The following is a 16,962-nucleotide window of genomic DNA, read 5'->3' on the forward strand; positions in this document are numbered from 1 at the left end:
GGTGCCATTAAGAGATATATGAACCATTTTAAGAGATTTTAACCAATAAAGAGATAAAATCGCGGTAATTAATACATAAAGAGTCTAAATATGTTAAAACCACTACTAATTGAAATCGGTGTTGAAGAGCTTCCGGCAGTTCCTCTGTTAAAAGAGATGAAGAATATTGAAAAAAAATATGCCGATATTTTAGAAAAATATGCTCTCTTGAGTGAATTTGAATTTTATTATACGCCTCGTCGTTTGGTAATGTGGCACAGAGAATTTCCAATACAGCAGGCTGACAGTGTAGAAGAGTTTTTTGGTGCGCCTTTGGCTGTTGCCTACAAAGATGGCGTCCCTACCAAAGCGGCTGAGGGATTTGCCCGTAAATGCGGAGTTTCACTTGACGAACTCAGTACAGCAGAAAAAGGCTCTAAAGAGGTACTTTATTATAAAAAAGATGTTGCAGGGAAACCTTCGGCAGAACTCTTGCCAGAGATTATACATACGTGGCTCAAGTCGCTTGATTTTGGCAAATCTATGCGATGGGGCAGTCTGCATGAGAGTTTTATCCGTCCTGTTCGATGGGTAAATGTGCAACTGGATGATACGCTTGTTCCTATGCACATGTATGGCATAGATGCCGCAAAAACTACACGTGTACACCGTATAGCAAATTTCAATCCTGTAGAAATTACAGGGATAAAAGAGTATTTTGAAACACTGAAAAACGGTGGTGTGACACTTTTTCAACAGACAAGAGAAGAAAAAATACTTGCAGACATTAAAACAATCGAAGATGAGAACAGTGTCAATGTTGAGATAGATGAAGATCTTTTTGCGGAAGTGGTTGCTATTACTGAAAATCCGACAGCGTTGTTAGGCTCGTTTGACGAAGCATTTTTACGATTGCCTCCTGAGGTTATTATCACTTCCATGAAAGAGCATCAGCGTTATTTTCCTGTGTTTAAAGAGGGCAGACTTATTAACAAGTTTGTAGTTGTCTCCAATGCACTGACAGATGATTTTTCTGAAGTAATAGCCGGAAATGAGCGTGTGCTTCGTCCTCGTTTGGCAGATGCGCTTTTCTTTTATGAAAATGACTTGAAAAACGGTTTGAGTACAAAAGGACTTGAAAAAGTTGCCTTTTTTAAAGGGCTGGGTAGTGTTGCCGACAAAATAAAGCGTGAAGAAAAAATTGCTACTGCTTTATATGATATGTATCATCCAGATGCAAAAAAAGAGGATTTGAAAAGAGCTGTAGAACTTGCAAAAGCCGATCTGATGAGTGAAATGGTGTATGAGTTTACAGAACTTCAGGGACTGATGGGTTACTATTATGCAAAAGAAGCAGGCGAAAACGAGGCTGTTGCCTTGGCTATAAAAGAGCAGTATCTGCCTGAGGGTGAAGAGAGCGAACTCCCTTCTACGCCTTTGAGTGGCATAGTGGCGATGAGCATCAAGCTTGATACTCTACTTGGACTTTTTTCTGTCAATGAAATTCCGACAGGTTCACGTGATCCTTTTGCTCTGCGTCGTGCAGTCAACGGCATTATCCGCATCGTCAATGAATACGGCTTTGAATTTGACATTGTTAAGACTTTAAAAGAGTTGTCCGCAAATTATGATGCAATTGATTTGGAAAAACTTGAAAACTTCATCATAGAGCGTATTAGAAGATACTACAAAGTCAATCCTTCTATTGTTGAAGCGGTTTTAGCCTCCGGTGAGAGAGAACTTTTAGCACTCGGTCGTAAAATAGAAGCGCTTAACACGCTTGTAAACTCAGAAGGCTTTGATGAAGTCTCTTCTACTTTCAAACGTGTGGCAAATATTACAAAAGATATTGACCTTCATTCTGCATTACATGTAGACGAGACTCTTTTGGAAGAAGCCGCAGAAAAAACATTGTACCAAAGATACAAAGAGGTGACATCAAAAACCTATGAAAACTATGAAGAAGAGTTGGATGCACTGCTGGGACTCAAACCTGAACTGGATACATTTTTTGACAATGTTATGGTCAATGCAGAAGATGAAAAGCTGAAAAAAAACCGTAAAGCACTCATCGCTTCCATATACAAAAGCATTCTTACTATCGCCGATATTAAAGAAGTAAGTATATAATTCATGATATTAAAAACTTTTTTTAGTCGAACTTGGTGTGAAAAGTAAAACAATTGTATGATAAAATAGAGAACCAAGATCAAGGAAGTTAAAATGTCAATATTAAATCTTAAGACTATGACAACATCGCAAAAGTTTATGGCGACGGAAGAACTCTGGGAAGATATGAGCAAGAATGTAAATGATGAATCTTTGACACCACAGTGGCACAAAGTTGTGTTGCACGAAAGAGAAAAACAAATTGCAAGTGGCGAAGCAGTATTTGAGAACTTTAATGATGCTAAACAAGATTTATTGAAAAAATTTTCATAAATGAATATACAAATACTAACTTCTGCAAAGATTGATATTTCTAGTGGTGCTGACTTTTATGAGTGTCAATCACAGGGATTGGGACAGTACTTTTTAAATACAATTTTTTCAGACATTGAATCATTCTATATTTATATCAATCAAAGACTTTCTTAAATGATTTACAAAGAACATACTCTGATAAAAAAAGGAGAAATCCCAAAGAAAGTTTTTCAAGAGGCTGCAAAATATAAGCTTTTAGATGGATTTATATGTATGATATAGCCATTATTGGAGCCGGTATAAACGGCTGCTCCGTGGCGTATGAATTTATAAAAGAAGGCAAACGTGTTCTTCTTTTGGATAAAGAAGGCATAGCAAGCGGCGGAAGTGGTGCGGCGGGTGCTTTTATTTCTCCCAAGTTTTCCAAAGCAGGGGAGCTTAAAGAGCTGCTTCAAGAAGCCTTTGTCTACTCTTATGATTTTTACGATAAAAATTTCCCTTTAACCTTCACAAAAGCACAACTTGTTCATATTGCAAAAGATGAAGCGGATGATGCAAGCTTACATGTATACAAACAAAATACACCGCTGCCATTGCACAACATTCCGCTTGGTTTGTACTCACAATTGAGTGCAGAGGCAAAAAGAAGAGAGAATGTTTCCATAGATGCCGGTGTTGTCGATGCCCAAAAAGTATGCAGTGATATGTCCTGCGGTGCAAAGTTTGTCCAAGAAAAAGCAGAGACACTGGTATTTGATGATGATTATTGGGTAATCAACGAAAGTTACAGCGCCAAAAATGTTGTGTTGGCAACAGGAGCATACGATATGCTTATCAAAGAGCCATACATCAAACTCCGTGGTGTTTGGGGACACCGCATAGATGTCACAACAACAACGCAAAACTGCTGTTCTGTGCATCAATATGTCTCTATTTCGCCTTCAAAGAATGGAAAAATAGCCATAGGTGCCACACATAATGTGCATTATCATCCCGAAAAAAATCAAGAAGCGTATGATGTGGAGCAGGGCAGAGCAGAACTGTTGCAAAAAGCTTCACAAACTATGCAGTTGGAAAATGTGGAAGTTATAAAAGATTATACGGGACTGCGTTCGGGCTCTTTTGATTATCTGCCGATGGTCGGTTCTTTGGTACTTTCAAGCGAAACACTGCTTACATGTAAAGGCTCTTTTCATACGAAAAAGCCTGATTATTCACAGTATGTCTATTATCCGAATCTCTTTATGATAAACGGAAGCGGAGGTTACGGTTTTGTTTTGGCACCGTATCTGGCAAAAATGCTGAGTGAACACATACTGCACGGGAAAAAAATCAGTGAGCGAATCAGCCCGGCACGGTTTTTTGCGCGTTGGGCTAAAAAAAGATAGCTTATAGAGTTATATTTTTACGCGTTGCGGCGGCATTGTTTTAAAAATTGCTTTGACTGCATTGGCACGGACTTCTCTTGCTTTTCCACCTGCAAACGGTGAAAGATAGTAGGCCCGCTCTATACACTCGTCCGGGTCATAATTGTTGTCATACATAAATACCACGTTTTTATCGAGCTTGTTTACATGTAAAGAGAGTGCTCTGGCATACGCGATGATGGCTTTGTGGTGTCTGTCGTATTTGTTTCCTATGCCAAAAAAGACAAATTTTCCGCTTAATCTGATATTTGGTATATCTATATAATTTAACTGCTTATCATATCGTGTGAGCTGTGTAGAGGTGATTTTATCCAGGTCAGCATCAAACTCTTCCAAAATAGGAGTCGGTTCGATGTTTTCTCTGTTGTAATTAAACAGATACCTGATTTGGATAAGCTTGCCTTTGTAGTGTTCTTTAAAGCCTGCATTTAAAACATAGTCTTTTGGAGTTTCATTCAAAGCGACAAATTCATCATACTTGTCAAATCCTTCTTCTTGCAAAAAACGGCTCATTTTATAGCCGACCGGACTGACTTCAGGGTTATATAAAAAAACAGTTCCTGCGACAGTTTTACGTTTTTTCTTAAGCATGTTTTCCAAATCATCAACGGTGATTTTTTCCTCTTCGTTCTCATTGATATACATATACTGTTCGACTAAATAGTCCATATCAAAGTTTGTTGAAAATTTTCCAAATACTTGCATTTATTATCCTCTGGCACTTATTAGGCGAATTATACTATAATTCTTTTCATGATTTATATAGCTTTTTTAATTTTCACTTTTTTAATATTACTGTTTGCTTTTTATCAATGGCAATATTTTATGATTTTTCGTCCCACATATATAAAAGAGAGACGTTTGTGCCAACACTGCTCTTTGTTAAGTGCGAAAATGGAGGATGGTATAGAACTTGAGGGGGCTGTGTATGAGCCGAAAAACCCCAAAAGTACCCTGCTTATGTTTGTAGGACGGAGTCATGACGGTGTGGCTCTTCTCAACAGATTGTCCCAGGTTTATCCAAAATCACGAATAGTAGTCTTTAACTATCGTGGTTACGGTAAAAGCGAAGGTGTGGCAAACGAGAAAAATATTTTGCAAGACGGTTTAAAAATTGCAGAGTTGGTACAGAAAAACTATGGTGATTTTTATCTTTTGGGTTACTCTTTAGGTTCAAGTGTTGCTGCGTATGTTGCTTCAAAACATAAAGTATCAGCACTCTTTTTAATAGGGGCCTTTGACTCCATAGGACAGCTTTTACGCCAAAAATATTCTAAAATTTCTTATATGGCAAAGCTTTTGCGGTATAAGTTCAAAACGATGCACTATATTGAAAATGTAAAAGCTGATACTTATTTGTTTGTGAGTCGGGATGATGAACTTATTCCTTTGCAAAATGCCAGAAATTTAAAAAAGCATATAAAAAATTTAGTGCATTATGAAGAGTTTAGCGGATTGTCACATACAGAACTCTTTTGGGATCCGCGCGTGACAAACAAAATCAATGAGGTTATAGCATGAATATAGGATTTTTCCTCAAAAAGTTTGTCACATTTTTTGTAGAGCCTCTGGGCTTGATTGCCACATTACTGGCAATTGGACTCTATCTGTTACATGTAAAGAGAGTTCGTTTTTCAAAAGTCTTTTTTTCTGGCGGACTGTTTTTGTTTTTGTTTTTTTCCTATCCGCCTTTTGCAAACTTTTTGGTAGAAAACCTGGAAAACCAATACCCGAAATTTGACTACAAACAGCAGGTGAAATACATACATGTACTCGGCAACGGACATAATACGGATCCGTCTCAGCCACTCTCTTCACAAATCAGCAGTGCCGGCACAAAAAGAGTTTTAGAAGGAATACTCATACATAAAAAGATGCCGGATTCAAAATTGATTTTTACAGGATATGAGGGAGATACAAACACGACAAATGCAGTAATGAATGCAAAACTGGTACATGCTTTGGGTGTGGCATATAAAGATATGATTATAAACGGCAAACCTGCCGATACAAAAGAAGAAGCACTTTTTACCAAAACACTCGTCGCAGATAAGCCTTTTGTACTTGTAACCTCTGCCACACATATGCCACGGGCTATGTTGCTTTTTCGCTCACTCGGTATGCACCCCATAGCAGCACCGACAAATTATTATAAAAGTGAGTTTCGAGGATACTTGCAGGCACCGAAGCCTTTGTATTTTTATATATCAAGTGTAGCAGTTCATGAGTATATAGGCATACTTTGGGTAAAAATTAAATCTTTGGGCTTGTAGGAACCCGTACTTCAGTGCGGGCTTTGTGCCTTTCAAAGTATAAAGAATTTATAAAAGTTTTTTCATCAACTCAATATGATAACTTTCCTGATAATTGATAAAATCAAAGAATTTTGCAAGCTCTTCATCTTTGATGGCATCACTTAGCTCTTTACACATTACTTTTGCAGCCTCTTCTTCGGCTATGCCGTCTTTTACAAACTGCTCTAAATCCTTCACGATATAGGTCATTTGGTGTAATTCTCTAGGAAGCGCCAAGATTCCTAATTTTGCCATCATGTTGCCAAATGATTTGAGATGAAAATGTGACTCGTCAACCAAATCTTGAAAAACATTAAAATGAACTACATTTTTGGTTCTTGCCTGAATATAGGCATAGACTAAAATAAGCTCATACTCTTTGTAAGACTCTTCAAACAAAAAGAGTGTCAATGCATCAATTTGCTCTTGAGAAAGGTTTTTATTTTCCCATTTTCTTTGCATATTAAAGGCAGTGACTTCTTTGTCATTGGTTTTGTCTTTTAGGATTTGAGAAAGATACTCTAAAAGATAGGCATCATCAGTTTTTATGCGTTCACCTAAAATATTTTGCGGGTAAAATGGCTGTGTTTCTTCGATTTGCTTTTTGAGAGATGTAATAATTTCAAAGACACTGTTGCGCTTATACAGAAGCATGTCTCTGTCATAATTGTAATCCTCCCCATTTTTTAAGGCTGCTTCTCCCAGCCATTTCATATGTCGAAATGCAATTTGTGAAAAATCATAAAGGGTAGATTTTATACGCTCGTCATTTATTGCAAATGATGCAAAAAGTACGGCCAACCAGAGTTCATGCTTTTTTTGGTATGTTTTATTCATTTTCTTTGTCCTCGTTTGTTTGTTCTGCTTCACAGCTCTCTTTCATTTTAAAGAGATGTAACTCTTCATCTGCACCGTTTTTTCTGTTTTCATAATTTTTCAAAGAGGCTAGAAATGCTGTAAACACAATGTCTGCACAGACTTGTTGTTGGGCTGAGAGTTTTCCCAGTTTTTCGTGCATTTTTTCTACGGCAGTATTTGCATATTCTGTATCATTGCCTTTTATCATTTGCGTGAACATGGAACCAATGACAACCGTGTCCTGGCAGCCGTTTGTAGCAAATTTTACATCCTTTATAATGTCATCCTCAAGTTTTGTATAAAATATGACATACTCTTTTGTTTTTTCGTCCAGAGCAACACCCACTCCGTTTGCATCATCGAGTTTTCCGTAATTTTTCGGATTCATTAAGTGTTCAAGCACTTCAGGATTGAGGCCTTCGGGCATTTTTACATTTTCAAACATTATCATTCTCTTTTAAAATATTTATAATATTCATAAGTGTAGCAAGAAAAGTATAAATTTACTCTTCAAAGTCAATCTCTTCCATCACTTTTTTACTAAAAAGATAGTCGGTTTTTTTGGCTATTTCATGACATTGAATACATGATTTGATTTTCCCTTCAAACCAGACGGTTGTTCCTGCCTGATCATAGACTCCATACCACCAGTCATTATGCTCTGTATCATATCCTTTGTGCATTTTCACCATGACAACAAGACGGGCAAGGTAGCCGTTTCTGTCATTTTTTTTATACAGAGGTTTTAAAACGATAGAGCCTTGGGGAAACTGTGATGCTTGTTCTATGTAAGGCTGAGTGGCGATATCATTAGTATATATATCTACCATCGCAGCATGATCATGAGAATGAAGCAGTGTTTTATTGAGTGGATGAAACTCTTTCCATTTTGGAAAGATGAAGTGCTGTTGCTCGCTCTTTTGAATATCTGTAGCATAAAGATTTGTAGTAAGAAGAAATATTATAAATAAATTATTCATCTTCTAAGGGTTCAAAAACCTCTTTGGGTTCGCCGCAATCAGGACAGACCCAGTCATCTGGTAAATCTTCAAACGCTGTTCCGGCAGGAATTCCGTTTTCCTCATCACCGACTTCAGGGTCGTAAATATAGTCGCAGACAGTACATATATATTTTTTCATTGCGCATCCTTTATATAGAGATTAGTTATATCATAACATAAAAAAAGTCAATAGTAAATGAGTCTGTCTTAACAATGAGCTAATGTAAAAGTGTTAGAATTAGTCATCTTTTTTATAAGGCTTGGATAAAGATGGTACAAAAACTGGTTTTAGGTTTTCTTTTGACATTTTCGCTTCATGCGATGAGTCTCAAAGAAACAATTGATGAAGCACTGCAGCATAACAATTCCCTGAAAAAGACCTTTTTAGACAAAGAGGTTTCACAAAAAAACAGGCGCATAAAACGGGCACAAAATCTTGGTCGATTTGATGCTGCGCTGAATTATGATCATTATAACAATGCACGCACGCTGGTGCCGTTAACACCCATGCAGATAGTCTCCTCTCCGACAGGTGCCTATGAGATGCCGACAACGAATGATTTGATCTCTACGGGTGTTTCTTACAATGTGACGCTTTTTGACGGATTTGCCAAACAAAACAGTTATAAGATATCTGATTTGGCATATAAAAACACTCTTTTTAAAATAAAACTTGCAAAAGCAGAACTCATTTACAATGTAGAAAATATTTATCTTTCTCTTTTATCACTGCAAGAACAGTTTAAAGCACAAAAAAAGTATATAGAGGCAAAAAAAAGACTGTATGAATATATACAAAAGGCCTATCATCTTGGCGGAAAATCAAAACTTGACATGCTGGAGGCAAAAAATGCCTATGTAGAAGCAGTGGCGAACAAAAACAAGATAGTCTCTAACATAGCAATTTTAAAAGCTTCTCTTGCTCAAATGATTGCTTCGGACAAATTTGACAAAGCAGAAGATATCAGTGTCACTTTTAATGGGGTGCAAGAAGATGAACAGGACCTTAAGAGTTTAAGCCGATTAAAAATTGCTGCACTAAAAAGCAATATAGCACAAAAAAGAGTTCGCACAGCAGAGGCACTGTACTATCCAAAGGTGGATTTTAGTGCATATTACGGCTACAGTATGGGACCCAATGCAACGACAAATACTTTTGCACAGACGGGTGTGACATACTTAAATAAAAATGACTTTAACAGTGAAAATGTATGGCAGATAGGTTTGCATTTGAAATGGAACCTTTATGATTTTGGAGCAAAAAGTGCGAGTGTTGCCAAAGAAAAGATTGCTTTGATGCAGTCAAAAATAGACAAAAGCATAACACGGTTGGAGTTGGAAAAAAACTTAAAAATTGCAAATTCCAAAATAGAAATTGCACAGGCAGACTATACAGCATTGCAGAGCCAGTATGAACTTTTGCAGGAGATAGAAAAAGCCCAACAGATCAAGTATGAAAACAATGCACTTTCCCTTGTGGACTTATTGGATACACAGGCAAAAAAAGAGCTGGTCTATGCCCAAATGACAGAAGCCAAATACGGGTATCAAAAGGCGAAATACTATAAAGAATATCTTTTAGAAAAGGAAGTGAAGTAGATGAAAAAAACTGTATTGATTATTGTGGGTGTGCTTGTAGTAGCGGGCGCAGGACTTTTTTTAAAAAAACAAAAAGAGCAAGTGGCGGCTTTGCCTGCAGCAAAAGAGTATAGTAAAAGTGTGGAGACTACTGTAGCAAAGGAAAAAAATATTTCTCGTAAGAGAGAGTTTTTGGCAGAGGTATTCTCTTTGAAACAGGCAGATATTGCTTCAAAGTTCACAGCAAATATCAAAAAAATATATGTGCATGAAAATGACAAAGTAAAAAAAGGGGAACTTTTGGTGACGCTTGATGATAAAGATATTTTAGCAAATCTTACATCATTCAAAGCACAGAAAAAAGCATTATTGCTTGATTTGAAAAATGCTCGGGATATTTTGCATAGAAATAAAAAGCTTTATGCAATTGAAGCTGTATCCAAAGAGATACTTGATGCTTCGAATGCAAAATATCAGACAGCACGCTCAGCTGTCAAATCTGCAGAGGCAAAAATAACACAAACAAAGGTACAGTTGAATTATCTGAATCTTGTAGCCCCTTTTGACGGTGTTATCGGCTCCAAACTCTTGGATGAAGGCTCCATCGCTCCGGCAGGAAAACCTGTTGTTACACTCAATACACAGAAGCAAAAGCTGACTTTTTCTTTTTCCCAAAATCAGATACCAATAGAAGAAGGACAAAAGGTGTACCTGCAAAAAAGGTTGATAGGACGAGTCAGCAAGATTTATGATGATGCAAAAAATGCGCTGCTTGTTGCCGAAGTCACACTGCAAAAACGTATAGATTTTGCAAACAAATCTTTTGTCCATATCAAGGTTGAAATTGCAAATGCAAAAGGATGCAGTGTTCCTTTGAACGCACTTTTGCATACACAAGAAGGTGTCTATGTTATGCAGTACAAAGAAGGAAAATTTTCAAAACTTGCCGTTGACCTGCTTTTGGAAGACAATAGCGCGGCTGTTGTATCTCCGTGTCCAAAGTACAGGGTGGCTTTTGGTTCTGAAGCAAAACTTTCCATGCTTCCAGCCTATGGAAAGATAATAATTGACAAGGCACAGACGAATGAAAAATAGTTTTTCTATAGTAGATTTTTTACTTTCAAGACCCTATTTTATTATTTCATTTTTGGCACTGTTTTTATTTTTAGGACTTGTCGGGTACAACAAAATAGACAGAAAACTTTTTCCGGATTCCAATTATCCTACTGTAGCAGTGGTAATTGTCGAACCTGGTGAATCTGCAAAAGGCTTAGCAGCAAATGTGTCGATTCCTGTAGAAGAGGAACTCTATACACTTGATCAAATAAGAAGAGTCTACTCAACAACCATTGATGAAGTGAGTGTGATTTCTGCTGAGTTTGAATATACAAAAGATATTGACAGTGCTACAAGTGATGTCTCCAACGCGCTTGATAAAATCAGGGCCAAACTGCCTGCAGCCATTTTAAATCCCCAGATTATAAAGATAACAGAGGCAACTGCCCCAATCGTAACATACGCAGTCAGTGCAAAAGAGGGAAATGTCTCTTTGGAGGATATCAGGCAAATTGTACAAACACAGATAAAGCACAAGCTGATTAAAGTACAGGGTGTTGCCAATGTAGATGTATTTGGCGGCTATGAAAAAGAGATAGAAGTTATCGTCGATAAAGAAAAACTTGAGCGTTACAACCTTGACATAGCTTTGGTTGTTGCCAAATTGCGGGCAAATAACAATGATTTTGCTATTGGATTTATTACAGGAAAAGACAAAAGGTATCTTTTACGGGCCCAGGGAAAGCGCGACACTGTAGCCAAGCTGAAAAAACTCAGTATTACAAAAGAGATACAGCTGCAAGATATCGCAAATGTTTACTTCGGACATTATGACAACAGTGCCGAATACTATGGAAATTCAAAAAATGCTATCGCCATTGCTGTGCAGAGAACCGGTAATGCTGATGTAATAAGAACAATAGCACGTGTAGAAAAAGAGATACAAAAACTGCAAAACAAATATAAAAATCTCTCTTTTGTAATTACCGATACGCAAAAAGACACTATAGTGCAAAGTACAAACAACATGTTTGAATCTCTACGCGATGCCATTATTATGTCGACACTTGTTGTTTTTTTCTTTTTGGCATCTTTTCGTCAGGTTTTGGTTGTTTTGGTTACCATTCCACTTGTTTATGCAACCACTATAGCCCTTATGTGGATTATCGGTATAGAGTTTAATGTTGTGACGCTTACTGCCATTATATTGGCACTGGGGCTTCTTCTGGATGATGCTGTAGTTGTGATGGAAAACATTGAAAGGCATTACCGAGAACTCCATGATGAGATACACAAAGCTGTTTATAACGGAACCAAAGAGATTATGTTTGCAGATTTGAGTGGAACGATTACAACGATGATAGCCCTCTCTCCTATGCTTTTTGTAGGAGGGTATCCGCAGACAATTTTCCAACCGCTTGTAGCAACACTGCTTTTGGCACTGGCAGCTTCGTATGTTATATCTATAACGGCTGTGCCTCTGTTGTCACTGAAAATTCTTACCATTAAATCTCCTTTTATTTTAAAGAGCGAAGCTTTTTTTGAAAAAATCACAGGAGGATTCAGTACCACAATCGCTGATTTTTTTGTGCGTGCCGTCTCTTTGGGTGTAAAGAAAAAGAGTATGGCATTTTTATATACTGCAACACTTCTTTTTCTCTTTTTTACAAGTGTTAAAGGCGTTATGCCTACTGTCGGACAGGAGTTGATGCCTCCAATGGATACAGGAGGGGTGAGAATCAGCATCACAGTGGATCCGAATCTGCCGATAGAAGCGAGTAAAAAAGTAGTAGAAGAGGCAAACAAAATAATAACAAAGCAGGGAAATCTTTTGTATCTCTCAAGTGCCATTGGAAGTGAAGCAGGTGTTATGAGCATAGGAAGTGGCAGCTCTATAGACCACATCAGTATATCGGCAACCTATGTAGACAGATACAAAAGAAAAGAGAGTATCTGGCAGATAGAACGCAAACTGCGTGAAGCATTGAATAAAATAAAAAATGTAAACAGTGTGGATGTTGTTGATTATGGTGCAACAGCGATTGCGAGTCTTCGTGCAAATATTGATGTAACACTCTCTAGTGATGATTTGACTAAACTGCAAAAGGCAGGTGACATTGTTGAAGATGCAATGCAGCACACAGGCGGAGTCGTCAGTGTTTCAAGAACCTGGCTTGCGAACAAAAGAGTGTATGAATTTAGTATAGACGAGAAAAAAGCCGCCTATTACGGTTTAAGTAACGAAGAGATAGCCAAACAGCTTCAACTTTTTGTACGCGGAGTAAAAGCTGCCTCATTCTATTTGCAAAACAGTGCGGATTTCGGCATAAGAGTATGGGTAGACAAAAAAAAGAGAGAAAGTATTGAAGAGATTAAAGACTATCTTGTTACGACAAAAAAAGGGAAAATACCTTTGCGTGATATGGTGAAAATTACAATGCTGCAGGAGCCGTCTCTGATTACAAGAGAAGGCTTGCAATATACTCTGAATGTGTATGGTTTTCGGGAAAAGGCGGCAATTTCTCATATAATGGCAAACTTTGATAAAGCTTTTGATGGTAAAGTATTGCCAGATGGTGTAACAATGGAGCAGACGGGAGATATAAAACAGTTTAAAAACTCTGCAGGAAGAATGGTAGGGGCCATCGGTTTTGCCGTTATATTAATACTTTTTACGCTTGTCGCCATGTTCAACTCTGTAAAAATTTCAATGATGATAGTCTTTTCGATACCGCTTACCATTATAGGGGCTTCGTGGATGATGCTTTTTATGCACTACCATACCTCTATGCCGGCAATGATGGGATTTATCCTCCTGAGTGGTATCATCGTCAACAATGCAATCCTTCTAATCCATTTCGCACTCGAAAAGATGAAAGAGGGATACAGTACTTTTGAAGCAATGGTGGAGAGCATCAAGATACGAACACGGCCTGTTCTTATGACAGCGTTTGCAACTTCTGCCGGTATGCTTCCTGTTGCACTTGGATCTGCCATCGGGTTGGAGCGTTTGGCACCGCTTGGAACGGTAGCGATTGGCGGTTTGATTGTAGGTACCTTTTTGACTCTGCTGTTTATCCCGCTTGTATTTATCTGGAGTGTAAAAGAGAAAGAGGCTTAATAAGTGATTTTTGCAAGATAAAGCCCGTTTGGAGGGGCAGGTTTTATCTTGTAGCTATGCGTAGCGTTAAGTTGTTCTTGTATTTGTTCTTTGTTTAATGTCAAAAGTGCACCGACCATCAGTCTGATTTGGCTGCGTAAAAATCCGTTTGCTTGAAAATGTAATATGATACAATCTTTGTGCCTGTATGCAAAGGCTTTGTAAATTACTCTTGTAGTAGATTTGACATCACTGCCTGTTTTCATAAACTGTTTAAAGTCATGTTCTCCTATAAAAAGCTTTATGTTTTTTTGTATCTGTTTAAAATCCACATCATCTAAAAAAGTAACAAAATCACTCTCAAAAGGATTTTTCTGTTTTGTTTTGATGATGTAGCGATAGCTTCTTTTTTTTGCGCTGTATCGCGCATGAAAATCATCCTTTACATGTATGATTCTCTTTACATGTAAAGCATCACACAGCATTTTATTGAGAACTTTTTTGAGTTTTTCTATATCACTCCAGTAGGGTGGTAAATCTATATGACAAACCTGCATAGTGGCATGCACGCCTTTGTCGGTTCTCCCACTCGCAACGACTTTTTGTCCGATTCCCAGTTTTTTCAAAACATTTTCAAGTTCACCGAGTACTGTATTCTTTGTCTCTTTTTGTGTTTGTGAACCAAAAAAACGGGTGCCGTTATAGGCTAGATGCAGTGCTACTCTCATATATCAAAACTTATTGACGATGGTTTTTCTATAGATAATATATGTTATTATCAGCCATGAAAGTGCAACAACAGGAATTGTATAGTATTGGAACATTTTTTCCAAACCTATTGTCATGCCATAAAATAAAACTATGCTTACAAAAAGATATAAATAGACTTTAGACTTTTGGTGTCTGACCTGAACTATACCGATGCTCACTATCAAAAAAAGTGTTATCATCGGAAAAAGACTCAGCAGGGTATCTTTGATAAGTACATGTTTTTTTCTGCCGGCATTTTCTTTGGAAAGCCAGTATTGCAAGGGTTGCTCATAGGTGGTCAAGTCTGCTTTGAGCGTATCATTTATAAGCATCTCTTGGAAATTTATCTGAGAAAATTTTTCTTTTGAATAACTGTAACCCTCTCCATCCATTAACTGAAGACGTAAAATTCCCGAATCGTTAATAACTTTGGCTTTTTTTGCAGCGATGAGTATCTCTTCTTCCTGTTTTTTGTTAAACAAAAAAACTTTTGAAAAAGTGCCGTCATCATTTTTTGCTCCAATGTACAAAAGCCAGTCTCCAAAACTGTTTCCAAATTCACTTGCCGCAAGATTGAATTTTGCTTCACTCTTTTTGTAGGAGAGAAAGTTTTTTGACAAAGTAGTTGTATGGGGTGCAACAACCAGGAAGTTAAATGCCAGCAGTACACTTAAAATGAACGCAGGTTTGAAAAAGGTTCTAATGATAAAATCAGGTGCAATTCCAAGTGAAAAAATAACAATTATTTCATTATCGTTTGAGAGTTTGAACAAAGAAAGTGTGGCTGCTACAAAAAATGTAATTGGCAGCGTATAAAAAAGAATTTCAGGCAGTATGAAAAGATACAACTTGCCCATTTCCAAAATAGTCAGTTGAATAACCGCCGTATAGGTAGAGAGTTTAATTAAAAATATTACCGATGCTATGACAAATAATGGCAAGAATATGGACATAAAAAGAGCAGAAAAGTTGCTCAGTATGTATTTTTTTAATCTCAGCATTAGTAGTTTGCCTCGATGTATCTGAGTATTTGAGAGTCATACACATAGACTATAAAGGTTGCAAGTGCTAAAAAAGGCACAAAAGGAACGCGTTGTTCCTCTTTTGATTTGTTAAGAAGTAAAAGCATAACCGGCAAAGCCAGGAGAGCTGAGAGAAAAATGGCAACAAGACCAAGTTTGACTCCCAAAAGTGCGCCCATTGTAGCTGCTACCATAATGTCGCCTTCTCCCATAGCTTCTATAAAAGGTGTTCTGTCATAATGTTTGTTCCAGGATGTTTTCGTTTTTAGTCCGGCTCTAAATACAGAGGATGTTAAGTAATAAGAGAGCGTAAAACGAAGCAGGGTAAACCCGCCGGCAAAAAGGAGGGCATTTTCCAGGTTAAGAACAAAACCTTGAACACTCCATGCACCGAGTATGGCAAAGAAAATAGCCAAGAGGTTGAGTGAATCGGGTACCATTTTGTATCGAAAATCTATGACCGAAAGTGCTAAAAGCATTAAAAAACTCAATGCTATAAAAAATGCTGGTAGATTCAGTCCGAATTTATTGGCAAGAATGACAAAAATAAAACCTGAGAGCAGTTCTATAAGCGGGTACTGTATAGAAATATGTGATTTGCAGTAGGCACATTTTCCTGTTAAAAAAATCCATGAAAAAAGCGGAATATTATGCCACGGTTTGAGTTTCTCTCCGCATTTTGGGCAATGTGAAGCATCAAAAACAACACTTTCTCCCTTTGGTATGCGAAGAATGACAACATTTAAAAAAGAGCCAAATAGTATACCGATTACAAAAGCTATGCCAAGTTCCATCATTTTAATCCACCAAATCGTCTTTCAATTTTTGTAAATTTTTGTAGAATTTTTTCTAATTCTTTACATGTAAAGTCCGGCCAGAGCGTGTCTGTAAAAAAAAGTTCAGCGTATGCCGACTGCCAAAGTAAAAAGTTTGAGAGTCTTTTATCACCACCGGTACGAATGAGCAGATCAACATCCACTTTACAGTCAAGCGCGTTGTTGAGCATCTCTAAGGTTATGTTTTGCGTATGTTCTTTGAGTGAATTGACCGCACGAAGAATTTCATCTTGCGAACCGTAATTCAGGGCAAGACTCTGTACCAAACCGTCACAATGTGCCGTTTTTTCTTCTACCGTTTGTATGGTTTTTTGCAGTGATTTTGAAAAAGCGCGTATATCGCCGATAGCTTCAAATTTTACATTGTTTTCTAAGTAAGAAGGCAACTCGTCTTTGAGATATTTTTCTAACAATTTCATTAAAAATTCCACTTCCAAGCGTGGTCTTTTCCAGTTTTCTGTTGAAAAGGCATAGAGTGTGAGGCGTTCTACATTTTCATCTTTTGAACAGTATGTTGTAATTTGTTTTACAACTTTGGCACCTGCTTCATGCCCTTTGACTCTTTTTTTGCCCTGTTGCTCTGCCCATCGTCCATTTCCGTCCATTATGATGGCTATATGTCTGGCCTTGTTCATCA

Annotated in this window: 18 protein-coding genes; 9 read left to right on the plus strand and 9 right to left on the minus strand. The window is 37.5% G+C overall.

The annotated features are described in order from the left end of the window. Window positions 1–90: 90 nt before the first annotated feature. The 4 genes from glyS (at window position 91) to LCX93_RS05590 (ending at window position 3,791) form a co-directional block, all read left to right on the plus strand. Window positions 91–2,109, plus strand: a complete 2,019-nt coding sequence (gene glyS / locus LCX93_RS05575) for a glycine--tRNA ligase subunit beta (protein WP_226069242.1) — start codon at window positions 91–93, stop codon at window positions 2,107–2,109. 93 nt (window positions 2,110–2,202) lie between these two features. After that, on the plus strand, window positions 2,203–2,421 hold the full coding sequence (locus LCX93_RS05580; RefSeq protein ID WP_226069244.1) for an addiction module protein: 219 nt from the start codon (window positions 2,203–2,205) through the stop codon (window positions 2,419–2,421). After that, the gene (locus LCX93_RS05585; RefSeq protein ID WP_226069245.1) at window positions 2,422–2,577 is read left to right on the plus strand and encodes a hypothetical protein; all 156 of its coding nucleotides are present in this window, start codon (window positions 2,422–2,424) and stop codon (window positions 2,575–2,577) included. A gap of 95 nt (window positions 2,578–2,672) precedes the next feature. After that, window positions 2,673–3,791 carry an NAD(P)/FAD-dependent oxidoreductase gene (locus LCX93_RS05590; RefSeq protein ID WP_226069246.1) on the plus strand — a complete coding sequence of 373 codons (1,119 nt, stop codon included), beginning with the start codon at window positions 2,673–2,675 and terminating at the stop codon, window positions 3,789–3,791. Between the two features lie 9 nt (window positions 3,792–3,800). Here LCX93_RS05590 and LCX93_RS05595 read toward each other — a convergent pair whose 3' ends face one another. Beyond that, window positions 3,801–4,535, minus strand: a complete 735-nt coding sequence (locus LCX93_RS05595; RefSeq protein WP_226069247.1) for a hypothetical protein — start codon at window positions 4,533–4,535, stop codon at window positions 3,801–3,803. 120 nt (window positions 4,536–4,655) lie between these two features. On the opposite strand from LCX93_RS05595, the gene LCX93_RS05600 reads away from it, so the two are divergent. Then, window positions 4,656–5,351: an alpha/beta hydrolase gene (locus LCX93_RS05600; RefSeq protein WP_226069249.1), complete on the plus strand. Its 696-nt coding sequence runs from the start codon at window positions 4,656–4,658 to the stop codon at window positions 5,349–5,351. After that, window positions 5,348–6,103, plus strand: coding sequence for an ElyC/SanA/YdcF family protein (locus tag LCX93_RS05605; RefSeq protein ID WP_226069257.1), 756 nt, complete (start codon window positions 5,348–5,350; stop codon window positions 6,101–6,103). The genes LCX93_RS05600 and LCX93_RS05605 overlap by 4 nt, the downstream gene beginning before the upstream one ends. A gap of 48 nt (window positions 6,104–6,151) precedes the next feature. Here LCX93_RS05605 and LCX93_RS05610 read toward each other — a convergent pair whose 3' ends face one another. The 4 genes from LCX93_RS05610 to rd are packed head-to-tail and all read right to left on the minus strand — an operon-like array spanning window position 6,152 to window position 8,122. Continuing rightward, the gene (locus LCX93_RS05610) at window positions 6,152–6,961 is read right to left on the minus strand and encodes a ferritin-like domain-containing protein (RefSeq protein ID WP_226069262.1); all 810 of its coding nucleotides are present in this window, start codon (window positions 6,959–6,961) and stop codon (window positions 6,152–6,154) included. Then, window positions 6,954–7,427 (minus strand): iron-sulfur cluster assembly scaffold protein, encoded by a 474-nt coding sequence (locus tag LCX93_RS05615; RefSeq protein ID WP_226069264.1) that lies wholly within the window; start codon window positions 7,425–7,427, stop codon window positions 6,954–6,956. Before LCX93_RS05615 ends, LCX93_RS05610 begins: the two co-directional genes overlap by 8 nt. A gap of 58 nt (window positions 7,428–7,485) precedes the next feature. Beyond that, a complete protein-coding gene (locus LCX93_RS05620) occupies window positions 7,486–7,962 on the minus strand; it encodes a cytochrome P460 family protein (RefSeq protein ID WP_226069266.1) in 477 nt (158 codons plus the stop codon). Then, window positions 7,955–8,122, minus strand: coding sequence for a rubredoxin (gene rd / locus LCX93_RS05625; RefSeq protein ID WP_193151744.1), 168 nt, complete (start codon window positions 8,120–8,122; stop codon window positions 7,955–7,957). Before rd ends, LCX93_RS05620 begins: the two co-directional genes overlap by 8 nt. Before the next feature lie 131 nt (window positions 8,123–8,253). On the opposite strand from rd, the gene LCX93_RS05630 reads away from it, so the two are divergent. The 3 genes from LCX93_RS05630 to LCX93_RS05640 are packed head-to-tail and all read left to right on the plus strand — an operon-like array spanning window position 8,254 to window position 13,738. Continuing rightward, the gene (locus LCX93_RS05630) at window positions 8,254–9,582 is read left to right on the plus strand and encodes a TolC family protein (RefSeq protein WP_226069268.1); all 1,329 of its coding nucleotides are present in this window, start codon (window positions 8,254–8,256) and stop codon (window positions 9,580–9,582) included. Beyond that, window positions 9,583–10,656 carry an efflux RND transporter periplasmic adaptor subunit gene (locus tag LCX93_RS05635; protein ID WP_226069269.1) on the plus strand — a complete coding sequence of 358 codons (1,074 nt, stop codon included), beginning with the start codon at window positions 9,583–9,585 and terminating at the stop codon, window positions 10,654–10,656. It begins immediately after the preceding gene. Further along, window positions 10,646–13,738, plus strand: a complete 3,093-nt coding sequence (locus LCX93_RS05640) for an efflux RND transporter permease subunit (RefSeq protein ID WP_226069270.1) — start codon at window positions 10,646–10,648, stop codon at window positions 13,736–13,738. The genes LCX93_RS05635 and LCX93_RS05640 overlap by 11 nt, the downstream gene beginning before the upstream one ends. On the opposite strand, the gene truA is transcribed toward LCX93_RS05640, so the two are convergent. From truA to LCX93_RS05660, 4 genes are read right to left on the minus strand one after another with little or no spacing between them, the layout of a single operon-like run. After that, entirely contained in the window at window positions 13,735–14,445 is a 711-nt protein-coding gene (truA, locus tag LCX93_RS05645) for a tRNA pseudouridine(38-40) synthase TruA (protein ID WP_226069273.1), read from the minus strand. The two genes, LCX93_RS05640 and truA, sit on opposite strands and share 4 nt — an antisense overlap. A 3-nt stretch (window positions 14,446–14,448) precedes the next feature. Next, entirely contained in the window at window positions 14,449–15,468 is a 1,020-nt protein-coding gene (locus LCX93_RS05650; protein WP_226069275.1) for an LptF/LptG family permease, read from the minus strand. After that, a complete protein-coding gene (locus tag LCX93_RS05655) occupies window positions 15,468–16,283 on the minus strand; it encodes a prepilin peptidase (protein WP_226069412.1) in 816 nt (271 codons plus the stop codon). Before LCX93_RS05655 ends, LCX93_RS05650 begins: the two co-directional genes overlap by 1 nt. Then, window positions 16,283–16,960, minus strand: coding sequence for a di-trans,poly-cis-decaprenylcistransferase (locus LCX93_RS05660; RefSeq protein WP_226069277.1), 678 nt, complete (start codon window positions 16,958–16,960; stop codon window positions 16,283–16,285). The genes LCX93_RS05655 and LCX93_RS05660 overlap by 1 nt, the downstream gene beginning before the upstream one ends. Window positions 16,961–16,962: the final 2 nt, after the last annotated feature.

This window comes from Sulfurimonas sp. SWIR-19, from assembly GCF_020410885.1.
Lineage (GTDB): Bacteria > Campylobacterota > Campylobacteria > Campylobacterales > Sulfurimonadaceae > Sulfurimonas > Sulfurimonas sediminis.